General features: G+C 69.2%; 11 protein-coding genes. 3 read left to right on the top strand and 8 right to left on the bottom strand.

Annotated elements, in window-relative coordinates:
* Window positions 1–178 (top strand): Imm52 family immunity protein (locus HG543_RS45775; protein ID WP_211194612.1); only part of this gene is annotated, 178 nt, incomplete at its 5' end.
* Between the two features lie 42 nt (window positions 179–220).
* On the opposite strand, the gene HG543_RS45780 is transcribed toward HG543_RS45775, so the two are convergent.
* Window positions 221–2,053: a hypothetical protein gene (locus HG543_RS45780; RefSeq protein WP_169351278.1), complete on the bottom strand. Its 1,833-nt coding sequence runs from the start codon at window positions 2,051–2,053 to the stop codon at window positions 221–223.
* Window positions 2,054–2,269: 216 nt separating this feature from the next.
* Between HG543_RS45780 and HG543_RS45785 the strand changes: the two genes are divergently transcribed.
* Window positions 2,270–3,613, top strand: a complete 1,344-nt coding sequence (locus HG543_RS45785) for a thioredoxin family protein (protein WP_169351279.1) — start codon at window positions 2,270–2,272, stop codon at window positions 3,611–3,613.
* Window positions 3,614–3,620: 7 nt separating this feature from the next.
* On the opposite strand, the gene HG543_RS45790 is transcribed toward HG543_RS45785, so the two are convergent.
* The 3 genes from HG543_RS45790 to HG543_RS45800 are packed head-to-tail and all read right to left on the bottom strand — an operon-like array spanning window position 3,621 to window position 5,239.
* Complete coding sequence (locus HG543_RS45790) at window positions 3,621–4,421, bottom strand: SDR family oxidoreductase (RefSeq protein ID WP_169351280.1); 801 nt, start codon at window positions 4,419–4,421, stop codon at window positions 3,621–3,623.
* Window positions 4,422–4,469: 48 nt separating this feature from the next.
* A complete protein-coding gene (locus tag HG543_RS45795; RefSeq protein WP_169351281.1) occupies window positions 4,470–4,760 on the bottom strand; it encodes a hypothetical protein in 291 nt (96 codons plus the stop codon).
* Window positions 4,761–4,789: 29 nt separating this feature from the next.
* Complete coding sequence (locus HG543_RS45800) at window positions 4,790–5,239, bottom strand: hypothetical protein (RefSeq protein ID WP_169351282.1); 450 nt, start codon at window positions 5,237–5,239, stop codon at window positions 4,790–4,792.
* Window positions 5,240–5,553: 314 nt separating this feature from the next.
* Between HG543_RS45800 and HG543_RS45805 the strand changes: the two genes are divergently transcribed.
* The gene (locus tag HG543_RS45805; protein ID WP_169351283.1) at window positions 5,554–6,441 is read left to right on the top strand and encodes an RNA polymerase factor sigma-32; all 888 of its coding nucleotides are present in this window, start codon (window positions 5,554–5,556) and stop codon (window positions 6,439–6,441) included.
* Window positions 6,442–6,451: 10 nt separating this feature from the next.
* On the opposite strand, the gene HG543_RS45810 is transcribed toward HG543_RS45805, so the two are convergent.
* The 4 genes from HG543_RS45810 to HG543_RS45825 all read right to left on the bottom strand — a co-directional run.
* The gene (locus tag HG543_RS45810; RefSeq protein ID WP_171818385.1) at window positions 6,452–7,870 is read right to left on the bottom strand and encodes an RICIN domain-containing protein; all 1,419 of its coding nucleotides are present in this window, start codon (window positions 7,868–7,870) and stop codon (window positions 6,452–6,454) included.
* Window positions 7,871–7,907: 37 nt separating this feature from the next.
* Window positions 7,908–9,176 carry a family 16 glycosylhydrolase gene (locus HG543_RS45815; RefSeq protein ID WP_169351284.1) on the bottom strand — a complete coding sequence of 423 codons (1,269 nt, stop codon included), beginning with the start codon at window positions 9,174–9,176 and terminating at the stop codon, window positions 7,908–7,910.
* A 132-nt stretch (window positions 9,177–9,308) separates the two neighbouring features.
* The gene (locus tag HG543_RS45820; protein WP_169351285.1) at window positions 9,309–10,133 is read right to left on the bottom strand and encodes an SDR family oxidoreductase; all 825 of its coding nucleotides are present in this window, start codon (window positions 10,131–10,133) and stop codon (window positions 9,309–9,311) included.
* Between the two features lie 212 nt (window positions 10,134–10,345).
* A partial coding sequence (locus HG543_RS45825) for an MFS transporter (RefSeq protein WP_169351286.1) occupies window positions 10,346–11,144 on the bottom strand: 799 nt, incomplete at its 5' end.

Here is an 11,144-nt window from a genome sequence, read left to right on the forward strand (position 1 = left end):
CCCCCTTCCCGCCCCCGTGCGCATCGAGCCTGTGGAAGACAAGGGCACCCTCATCATCCTCACTCCCGAGCGCTTCACAGCCTCCAACCCGGAGCACGTCGCACTCGCCGCCCGCGTTCACGAATTGCTTGGCGGGGCGGGACTCCTCCACCCGCTGTACCCATCCGCCGCGAAGTAGGAGCGGGAGGCCACCGCCTCCCGCCCCAAGGCACGCAGCCCCTCAGCACCCCGGCCCGATGATGCCCGAGGCCTCGCACCCCAGCAGGCCGCCCTGGATTGGAATCGGCGTCACCGCGCCGTTGTACTCGAGCCGCGCGCGCTCGAACCACTGCGCGCGAATCCACCGGCCATCCTTCGTCTGGAAGTCCAGCTCCTTCGAGATGGGATACCCCAGCAGCCCCAGCCCCTTGGCATTGAAGTAGTCGCGGAACGCTCCGCACACCCACTTGCCCCCATTGGCGAACGGCCCGATGAGCGTGCAGTTCGTCGCCGGCTGCGTCTGTCCCGGACTCCAGTCATCCGGGTTGATGCCCTTCGTACGCGCCAGCTGGCTGCCAATCGCCCCCAGCGCCACCTGTGAGCCCGCGGGCAGCTCGGGGTGGTACTCCAGCCGGTGCCGCTGGAACCACTGCTGCCACAGGATGCGCCCGGTGCGCGTGTCCACGCCGCAGTCCTCCTCGGCGATGGGGAAGCCGAACACGCCCAGCCCGCCCCGCGAGTCATAGGTGCTCAGGAACAGGCCGCGCACCGTCTTTCCCGTCTCCGCGAACGTGCGGGACGGCGAGGTGCTCTGCCGCCAGCACGCGCCCCAGCCCGTGTCCGGGTTGCCCGCGTTGTACGTGTTGGAGTTGTTCGCGAACGTCTGCCGAATGGCCGGATAGCGCGACAGTGACTGCTGCGGCCACGCACCATCGTCCCACGTGTACCAGACGGCTCCGAGGAGGTCGTGGTTCGACGGCCCGCCATTCCACGCGTTCATGTCACTGAGCGCCGAGGCCACGAAGCTCGCCACGTGGTTCTCCGTGGACGCACCCTCGACGTTGGCCGCCCACTCGGACAGGAGCACCGGCACCTGTGAGAAGCCCAGCGCGTCAATCCATTGCAGCGTGTTCTGGTAGCCCAGTCCCGCCGCCGTGGTGCCGAAGCGGAAGGTCCGCAGGCCCGCGTTCAAGTCATTCACCTGCCCCGCGTACGCATGGATGGTGATGCCGTCCACCTCCACCGGGTGCAGGTTGTAGAGCAGCCCCGTCAGGTAGTCCTTGCCGGAGATGTACACGTCCGGCGTGAAGTCCGTGGCGTTGGGCGACACACCGCCCACGTAGACGGCGTCATTCCGGTGCCCGTCGATGCTCTGGATGAGCTGCCGAGCGGCCCGGTAGACGTCACCGTAGACGTGGTACGGAATCTGGCCGCCGGGGAAGCCCAGGGCCTCGCCCTTCATGTTCATCTCGTTGCCGATGATCCACGTGTGCACCGCGTGGTTGTTCGGCGCGGTGAGCACCCGGCGGAGGTAGTCGAGGTAGCACTCCTTGTGGGTGCCCAAGGGCGTGGTGATGTCAGTCGCCGCGCGGGCGCTGGGGTCCGGCGAGAGGTAGCACCGTCCCCAGGAACCGGTACGGCTCGTCCCGCCCTCCCACGGAATGGTGGCGCCGGCGACCGTGTCTCCCTGGGGATTCACGTTGCCGCTACCGCGCGCGTAGTCCACGCGCAGCACCGGGGTGAACCCCTGCCCCGCCGCGATGGCCATGTCGTTCAGCATGCCGCCAATCCAGTTCACGTCGGTGCTGTAGGTCTCCTTGACGAGCCACCCCTTGCGGCCGGGGAACATCGCCGTCAGCGCTCCGAGATTCCGGGCGATGTCCGGCGAGTGGACGCCCAGCATGACGGGCGAGCGCGGCGCCGCGTAGTTGGGGCGCGTCGCGCCGATGCCCTGCGCCGACACGCCGACCTCGGTCGCCGGAGCGTCGCCGGCCCCATCCGTCGGACCGCAGGCGCTCGCCACCATCAGCGCCGCGCCCGCGAGCGCCGGCTTGAAGAAATGACCCGGTTTCATGTGCACGTTCTCCGCGAGCGGACGCACGTGAAGGAAGGAGCGTCCCAGCCCGCAGGTGCGCAGTAGCTCCCGCTCCGCACGGTGATGTCAAAGTTTCCAGGCCTGTCCTAAAAGTGCAGAAAACGTCTGCCTGGATGCTCCACGCAGCGGCGAGTGGAACCTTTCCCGCCGCAAGGTGTCCGTGACGCCGGCTTCCGACCCCGCTCCGGAGTTGACATGCGATTGCGACACGTAGCCTGGCTCCTGCTGGCCCTCTGGGGCTGCGGCGCGAGCACCACCGCCGCCCACCGTCCCACCACGGCGGAGTCCGGGCTCCCCTTCGTGGAGGACGACTACGCGGCCGCGCTCCGGGAGGCGCGAGAGAAGCGCCTGCCGCTGTTCGTGGAGGCCTGGGCGCCCTGGTGCCAGTCGTGCCGCGCCATGCGCGCGACGGTGCTGCCCGACCCGGCGCTCCGGCCCCAGGCGGAGCACTTCGTCTGGCTGGCCATCGACACGGACAAGCCCGGCAACGAGGACTTCCTCCGGCGCTTCCCCATCGACACCTGGCCCACGATGCTCGTGGTCGACCCGGAGCAGGAGCGCGTCGTGGCGCGCTCCCTCGGCGCCATGTCCGTGCCCCAGCTCCTCGGATTCCTCGAGCAGTCGCGGCGCACCTACCAGCAGGACCCGCGGGAGCTGGCGGAGGTCCTCGCCCGCGCGGACTCACTCGCTCTCGCGGGTGACCACCCGGCCGCGGCAATGGCCTATCAGCAGACCCTCGCGCGGCTGCCCCAGGACGCCCCGCTCCGGGCCGTCACCGCCGTGTCCCTGCTCAAATCGCTCACCACGGCGGGCGCCTCGGAGGAGTGCGCGCGGCTGACGGTCCAGGAACTGCCCCTCCTGTCGCGCGTGGATGACCGCGCGAAGCTCCTGTACGTGGGCATCGGCTGCGCGCTGGACCTGAAGACGGAGGAGGCCGTCTCCATGCGCGCGAAGCTGGAAGAGGAATCCCTCCGCGACCTCAAGGCTCCGGCGGACGCCCTGGTCGCGCCCCTGCGCTCCTCCCTCTACGAGGCCTCCATCGAGCTCCGCATGGCCACGGACGACGAGGCGGGGACGAAGGCGCGCGCGGAGGAGTGGCTCGCCTTCCTCGACGAGCACGCGAGGAACGCCCGGAGCGCCGAGGAGCGCTCCGCGCTCGACAACCACCGCGTCTACGCGGCCTTCATCCTCGATGCGCCCGACCGGGTCATCCCCGCGCTGGAGCAGAGCGAGCGCGCCCTGCCCTGGGACTACACCCCGCCCGCGCGTCTCGCCCAGCTGTACCAGGCTTCGGGCCAGCTCGACCGCGCGCTGGAGGCGAGCCAGCGCGCCCTCGCGCGGGTGTCGGGCGCCGGCCGGTTCCCCGTGCTCGCCACCCATGCCCGCATCCTCGTCGCGCGGGGCGAGCCCGCGAAGGCGGAGCAGGTGCTGACGGAGGCGCTGAAGGAGCTGGAGCGCACCCCGGACGCGCCGGGGGTCGCGAATCGGCAACGCATGCTCCAGGCCACGCTCGCCCAGGTGCGCGCTCAGGCGAAGTAGCTTCCGGCTACGTCTTCCGCCACTCGTTGTTCTTCAGCTCGTGGGCACCGATGGCGGCCATCAACTCCAGGCCGCCGTCGATGACCATGGACGAGCCGGTGATGAAGGCGGCGGCCGGCGTGGTGAGGAAGACGACGAGGCCCGCCACCTCGCGCGCGTCACCGGGCCGTCCCAGCGGATAGCCCGGGCGCTTGACGGTGTGCGGGTCCACGTTGTCCTGGTCCGTCATCGGCGTGGCAATCTCGCCCGGGGCAATCGCATTCACGGTAATGCGGTGCTGCCCCAGCTCGGCGGCCATCACCTTGGTGAGCAGCCCCAGCCCGCCCTTGGCGGCGCAGTACGCGGCGGAGCCCATCAGCGGTACGTGCTCGTGCACGGACGTAATCGTGATGATGCGCCCGCCCCGGCCCTGCTTCACCATCCGCCGCGCTGCACGCTGGCAGCAGACGAACGCGCCATCCAGGTCCACGCGCAGCGTGTGGCGCCACTTCTCCCAATCCAGGTCCAGGAAGCCGCTGCTCTCCCCCGTGCCCGCGTTGTTGACGAAGACGTCCACCCCGCCCAGCGCGTCCGCCAATTCGTCGATGACGGCCCCCGCCTCGGGCAGCGCGTTCAAATCCAGCCGGCGCACCTCGGCGCGGCGACCGCGCGAGCGCACCTGGGCGGCCGTGTCCTCCACGCCCTTCTGGTCCTCGTGCCACGTCAGGCCCACGTCGTAGCCCGCCTCCGCGAGCGCCACGGCCGACGCCTTGCCGATGCCCGAGTCCGCTCCTGTCACAATCGCCACACGTGCCATCGTGGTTGCCATGTTTTCTCCAGTGAGTGGTGTTGAAACGAAAGGCCTGCCCCGCCCGCCTCACGTGGGCGAGGGAATGGGCGCGTCGCCCGCGTCTTCCTGTTCCTGCATGCCCTGCCGCACGCGCGTGAGGACATCGATGCGCAGCTGGAGCCAGTCCATGTCGCGGTTCGGCCCGCGCTCGTAGTCATGCGCGGAGAAGTAGGCCGTGACGGTGCCCGCCCGGAGCGCGAAGCGCGCCTCCTGCTTCTGGTACGTCACCCGTACGCCCTTCACCCGGCCCACCTCGACGAGGTCCCGGGTGATGGCCTTCGCCTGACGCTCCGCCTCTTCCGCCCATTCCGAAGCCATGCTCGCTTCCTCCCCGTGCCTTCACTCGCTCAGTGGGCCGCGGGCGGCTGTGGCTCGCTCCGCTCCGCCGGAGCGACCTTCTGCTCCACCCGCTTGCGCATGAGGCGCTTGGTCGCCGTCTCCTCCTCCTCCGTCTTCTGACGCCGCCGCACCAGGCCCTGCGTCTCGTCCACGAACCAGAACAGCACGCGGAAGAACGCGGCGATGACGGCCACCAGCAGCGAGGAGAGGAACCAGCTCAGCACGCGCCCGGGCCAGCCCCCCACCACCACGTCGATGGCGTACGTGCCCGTCAGCGGCACCACCGCGAAGGCCACGTAGTGCGACACGCAGTAGGGACAGGAGACCAGGTACCCGAACCAGGTGTCCTTGCCCCCGAGCCGATCCCGCAGCGGGGCGAAGATGCGCTCCCGGGCGATGGTCTGCGACGCCCCCATCACCACGGCCGAAACGGCGAAGAGCTGGAACAGGTCCACCATGCCCCGAAGGTGGCGATGACACAGCGGGTAAGGAGCAGAACGCCCGACGTTCGAGGGCCTGATCGCCTGCACGCACCTGCTCACACCCGCGCCTCCAGTTGCTCCGTCCATTACGAGACGGTCGGAAGAGTCTTCGGAAATGCCCCCTGTAAAAGCTACCGGGTACTGCCCTTAAGCACCCTCAGGCTTTGATGCAAACCCTCGAAACTACAGGAAATCGTCGCTGATCGGCGCTGGCACGTGCATCGCAATAGGCCGGTCCCGTTCGAAGTGAAGCGGTCCCCCAACCGATTCTCCAATCCCCGAGAGACACCATGCAGGCTTCCAACTCCTTCTCGTCCCCCGACTCCCTCTCCACCTACCTCTCGGAGATCAACCAGTACCCGCTGCTCACCCAGCAGCAGGAGCAGGAGCTGTCGCGGCGCTTCCGCGCGGGCGACCTGGCCGCCGGCCACCACCTCGTCACGGCCAACCTGCGCTTCGTGGTGAAGGTGGCGTACGAGTACCGCTCCTACGGCCTGAAGATGTCCGACCTCATCCAGGAGGCGAACATCGGCCTGATGAAGGCGGTGCAGAAGTTCGACCCGGACAAGGGCATCCGCCTCATCTCCTACGCGGTGTGGTGGATCCGCGCGTACATCCAGAACTGCATCCTCAAGAACTGGAGCCTGGTGAAGCTCGGCACCACGCAGGCGCAGCGCCGGCTGTTCTTCAGCCTGGCCCGCACGCGCCGCGAGCTGGAGAAGATGGGCGCCGGCGAGGGCGCCATCGTCAACGCCGAGGAGATTGCCCGCAAGCTGAACGTGAAGGCCTCCGAGGTGCGCGAGATGGAGCAGCGCATGGGCGGCCGCGACCTGTCGCTGGACGCGCCCATGGGCGAGGACGGTGACGCCACCCACCTGGACTTCGTGGAGTCCGAGTCCGCCTCCGCGGTGGACGAGGTCGCCGACAAGCAGCAGGCCGACCTCACCCGCGAGCTCGTGCAGCGCGCGCTGCGCCGGCTGGACCCGCGCGAGCGCTTCATCATCGAGCAGCGGGTGATGGGCGACGCCGAGATGACCCTCAGCGAGCTGGGCGAGCACTTCGGCTTCTCGCGTGAGCGTGCCCGCCAGCTCGAGATCCGCGCCAAGGACAAGCTCAAGGCCGCCCTCGCCGCGCTGATGGCCGAGGCCGGCGTGGACGAGTCCACGCTCGCGGCCTGAGCCCGAAGGGCTACAACGCCTCCAGCCGGAACTGCTGGCAGTCGTTGTTCGACCAGACCCACTGTTGGACAGCGGTGCCGTCACCGCTACTCCAACAGTTGGCCACGTCCAGCACCTTGCCGCTGTGACGTGCCTCGATGCGGTGGAAGCCGTTGCCCAGCGACACCGCCCGGAACTGCTGGTTGGCGCCACCCACCCAGCCCCACTGATGCAGCCGCGCGCCGTCCGCCGTGCTCACCTCGGAGACGTCGAGCACCTTGCCGCTGTAGCGCGACACGAAGCGCACGTAGCCGCTGTCCGTCGGCTCCATCACCCACTGCTGGCTGGTGCCGGTGTGGCACGCCCACTGGTGGATGACCGCGCCGTCCGCGCCGCTCGGGCCGTCGATGTCCACGCACTTGCCGGTCAGCTTGTTGACGAGCCGGTACGCGGTGCCACCGCCCGACGTCTGCAACACCTGGGCGATGGCGTTGAGCAGCGACGTGGCGCCCTGCGTGTCCTGCGTCAGCTCCCAGATCATCACGCCGCCACCCTGCTGGAGCCCCAGCCGCGCCTTCGCCTGGATGGTGGCGATGCCGTTGTAATAGACGTCGCCGACGTTGTCCTTGTACGGCGCCTGCGCATCCCAAGCGACGAGCTGCGAGTACGCCACGTAGGACGAAGGCGAGCGGCCGTAGAACGGCACGCCCAGCACCGCCTTCGAGCGGGGCAGCCCGCGGCCCACCCAGTAGTTCAGCGACTGGACTGCGTAGTCATACGTCGAGTGGGGATGCCCACCGTCGTAGGCCATGATGTTGAGGAAATCCAGGTCGGCGAACGACGACGTGGGGATGCCGTCACCGTAGTAGCCGTTGGCGACGACGGCGGCGGTGAGCAGCTTGCCCCGGCTGCGCATGGCCGCGCCCAGCTCGCGCGCCAGCGCCGCGAAGTTCTGCGCGGACGCACCGGGCTCCGGGTACTCCCAGTCCAGGTCCACGCCGTCCAGCCCCGCGGCGTTGACGAAGGCCACCATGTTGTTGACGAAGGTGGTGCGCGCGCCGGCGTTGGCGGCCATCTGCTCGAAGGCGCTGTCGTTGCCATCGTTCCACCCGCCCACGGCGATGAGCACCTTCACGCCCCGGGCATGCGCCGCCTGCACCAGTGAGCGCAGCCGGGCGTCGCCGCTGCTCACGCCGGTGATGCCGCCCTGAGCGGTGGGCAGCGCGAAGGCGTAGTTGATGTGCGTCAGCTTGTCATACTGGATGGCGTTGACGTCACCGGCCCACGTGGGGAAGTAGCCAACCACCCGCGTCGCCAGCGCGCCGCCTTCCGCTTCTCCGAGGAGCTCCTCGGCGGTCTGCGCGTCCGGCGCTCCACCACAGGCCATCAGGGTGACGAGGCACGCGACCTGGGAGACCAGCATCTTCCAATGACAGTCATTGCGAGACATGGGGCACTCCTTTCGATTCGGCACTCGGAAAGCGGCTTCAGCGCCACTGGTAGACGCGCACCCAGTCGACTTCCATCTGCTGCGGCGTCTGGCGGATGAGGTCCACGGTGGACTGCGGCACGCCGTAGTACGGCGACGTGGCCCCGTTGTGGCCGTGCGGCAGGGTGCCGCCGACCGCCAGGTTCAGGATGATGAAGAAGGGCTTGTCGAACGCCCAGGCGCCGTACCGCTGCACCTCGGTGCGCGTCACCGTCTTCACCAGTACGCCGTCGACGTACCACTTGATGTCCGAGCTGGAGAACTCGGTGCGGTACACGTGCCAGTCGCTGACGGGGCTGCTCGGGTAGAACTGGCCAAAGAAGGGCGTGTTGCCCGAATAGCCCGGGCCATGCAGCGCGCCGGACGTCCAGTTCGCGTAGCCGACGTTCTCCAGGATGTCGAGCTCACCGCAGGCGGGCCAGCCCACCTGGCTGATGTTGTTGCCGAGCAGCCAGAACGCCGGCCACAGGCCCGGGCCCACCGGCAGCTTGATGCGCGCCTCGATGCGGCCGTGGCTGAACTCCCGCTTGCCCGCGCTCTCCAGCCGCCCCGAGGTGAACGGGTAGCCGTTGTTCCACTCGTGCCGCGCGATGAGCTTCAGCGTGCCGTTGCTCACCTGGATGTTGTTGGGCGAGTTCGTGTACTGCTGCTGCTCGTTGTTCACGTGCACGCCGGTGTTGGCGAACCAGTTGGACGCGTTGATGGCGTTGCCGTCGAAGTCGTCCCTCCAGATTTCCACCCAGCCGCCACCGCCGGCCACGGCGCCCCAGGTGAACGACTCCCAGCACCCGCCCACCGCCGCGCGGCTGGCGTACAGCGGCGCGGTGGCGCCCCGGTTCAGGTCCGAGGACACGAACAGGCCGTTGCTGCGCGCCTTCAGCGCGATGGAGCCGTTGCCCAGCTCCACCCACTCGAACTTCTCCCAGTCCTGCACCGAAGTCCGGTTGGCGACGAGCTGCCCGCCCAGGTTGGTGTCGGCCGACACATACAGGCCCGACTCACTGGCGCGCAGGGCAATCGTGCCGCCTCCCGCGTCCACCACCTGGTACTGCTCCCAGCCCTGCACCGTCGCGCGGTTGGCCACCAGCGGCGCGGTGGCCCCCAGGTTCTGGTCCGCCGACACGTACTGCTGCGTCGAACACGCCCTCAGCCAGATGGTCTGACCGGTGGGCGCCGCCGCGGCTGCCTCGAGACCCAACAACAGGCTTCCGACGGCGACCGCCAGCTTCCAGCGGCTTGCCGCCGCACTGCCGAGCTTCCAGGCCATTCGTTCCTCCCCGTGCGCTCGCGTCGCCGCCAGCAGCCTGGCCGGGCGCGCAAGCATGAAACTCCGTTAGCACGGGGAAAGCCTGAATTGGAAGACTTTGTTTTCTTGCTGGAGGAAGTCCGGGCGCCAGGGTCAACGCCGAGACAATCCGTAGATGGACATCACCAGTTGCTCGAAGGTGCGCGACGGCAGCAGTGTCTTGGCCATCAGCGCGACGCGTTGGGACAGGTGGCCCACGGTGTAACGCACCCGGACGCGCCGCTTCTCCGTGAGCGACAGGACCTTCCGCGCCACGGCCTGGGGCGCGATGCCCTCGCCCTCCTCGGCCTCCACCGTCTTCAGCACCTTCGTGAAGAGCTCCCGGTACGCGGAGCCGGGGCCGGACTCGCGCGCCCTCACCCGGTTCTCCCGCACGCGCGTGCGCACGTCGCCGGGCTGCACCAGCGTGGCCTCGATGCCGAAGGGCGCCACCTCCTGGCGCAGGCTCTCCGTGAGCCCCTCCAGCGCGAACTTGCTGGCGCTGTAGAGCCCCTGGAAGGGCAGCCCGGCCGCGCCGCCCATGGAGCTGATGTTGATGATGAGGCCCGACCGGCACGCGCGCATGGACGGCAGCACCGCCTTGCACACGCGCAGCACGCCGAAGAAGTTGGTGTCCAGCTGCTGCCGCGCCTCCTCGATGGAGACGTCCTCCACGGCGCCCGCCATCACGAAGCCGGCGTTGTTCACCACCACGTCGATGCGGCCCTCGCGCGCCAGCACCGCCTCCACCGCGCGCTGGACGGAGTCGTCACGCGTGACGTCCATCTCCAGCATCTTGTAGTGCTCGCCATCGGGCGAGGGCCGGCGGCTGGTGCCGTAGACGACATGCCCCTTCGCGCCCAGCAGCTCCGCGCAGGCCTGCCCGATTCCAGAGGACGCGCCGGTGATGAGGACCACCCTGCTTCGAGAGTTGCTCATGCCTGCTCCTGCCCCCAGGGGTGATGCTTCTATTAACGCCCGGAAACAGGACCTTGTGGACGCTCAGGAAGGAGAAAACAGACACCGCCCGCACGGATGCCAGGGCATTGAAGGTTTCCACGAGCACGCGTGAAGCTTTGCGTGAGGACTGAAATACAGACGGCTTCGAGCGTTGTGCGACATGACGGGCCGGGTGTGGCGGAGTACCCGGGTCACGTCCTCGCGGAGGGGCGCTTCAGCAAGGAGAGGACCACGAGGAGGGAGACTCCGGTGGCGACGACGCCGCTGAGGAAGGGCGCGCCGGGGTGGAAGCGCGAGTAGAGGAAGCCGCTCCACACCGGGCCCACCACGCGCGCCAGTCCGCCCGCGGACTGCGCGATGCCGAGCACCCCGCCCTGCAGCTCCGGCCCCGCGAGCGCGGAGGCGAGGCTGGACAGCACCGGCAGCAACAGGCCCATTCCCGTGCCCACCAGCACCATGGCCACCACCAGCCACGTGGGGTGGCCGCCCAGGGCGATGCACGCCAGGCCCGCGCCCACGAGCACGGTGCCCAGCACCACCAGCGTGAGGCTCCTCGCCACGCGCGACAGCCAGTCGAGGGCGAAGGCCTGCACCACGAAGGACAGAAACCCGTACAGCGCGAACAGGCGCCCCACCTCGCGCTCGCCCCAGCCGAAGCGCTCCTGCGCCAGCAGCCCCAGCGACACCTGCGTGTTCGTCACCCCGATGAACGTCAGGAAGAAGAGCGCGAGCACCGGAGCGATGCCCGGCTGGGCCAGCGCCTGGGCCAGCGACACCCGTGGCCGCTCCGGCGTGGGCGTGGCGTGCTGCGCGTGGCGCGGGTGGGTCTCCGGGAAGAGGAAGAAGACGCCCAGCAGCGCGGCGAACGCGAACACCGCCGCCGCGAGCGGAGGCGCCCACTCGCCCAGGACGTGGAGCTGGCTGCCGATGACGGGCCCCAGCACCATGCCCAGCCCGATGCCGGCGCCCACGCGCCCCATCCCTCTTATA

Source organism: Pyxidicoccus fallax (assembly GCF_012933655.1).
GTDB classification, from domain to species: Bacteria; Myxococcota; Myxococcia; order Myxococcales; family Myxococcaceae; genus Myxococcus; species Myxococcus fallax.

What these genes read in the sequence shown, in the direction of transcription:
- HG543_RS45780 (WP_169351278.1), bottom strand. Translation starts at nt 2,053, where the DNA reads ATGAAACCGGGTCATTTCTTCAAGCCGGCGCTCGCGGGCGCGGCGCTG.
- HG543_RS45805 (WP_169351283.1), top strand. Translation starts at nt 5,554, where the DNA reads ATGCAGGCTTCCAACTCCTTCTCGTCCCCCGACTCCCTCTCCACCTAC.
- HG543_RS45790 (WP_169351280.1), bottom strand. Translation starts at nt 4,421, where the DNA reads ATGGCAACCACGATGGCACGTGTGGCGATTGTGACAGGAGCGGACTCG.
- HG543_RS45785 (WP_169351279.1), top strand. Translation starts at nt 2,270, where the DNA reads ATGCGATTGCGACACGTAGCCTGGCTCCTGCTGGCCCTCTGGGGCTGC.
- HG543_RS45810 (WP_171818385.1), bottom strand. Translation starts at nt 7,870, where the DNA reads ATGTCTCGCAATGACTGTCATTGGAAGATGCTGGTCTCCCAGGTCGCG.
- HG543_RS45800 (WP_169351282.1), bottom strand. Translation starts at nt 5,239, where the DNA reads ATGGTGGACCTGTTCCAGCTCTTCGCCGTTTCGGCCGTGGTGATGGGG.
- HG543_RS45795 (WP_169351281.1), bottom strand. Translation starts at nt 4,760, where the DNA reads ATGGCTTCGGAATGGGCGGAAGAGGCGGAGCGTCAGGCGAAGGCCATC.
- HG543_RS45815 (WP_169351284.1), bottom strand. Translation starts at nt 9,176, where the DNA reads ATGGCCTGGAAGCTCGGCAGTGCGGCGGCAAGCCGCTGGAAGCTGGCG.
- HG543_RS45820 (WP_169351285.1), bottom strand. Translation starts at nt 10,133, where the DNA reads ATGAGCAACTCTCGAAGCAGGGTGGTCCTCATCACCGGCGCGTCCTCT.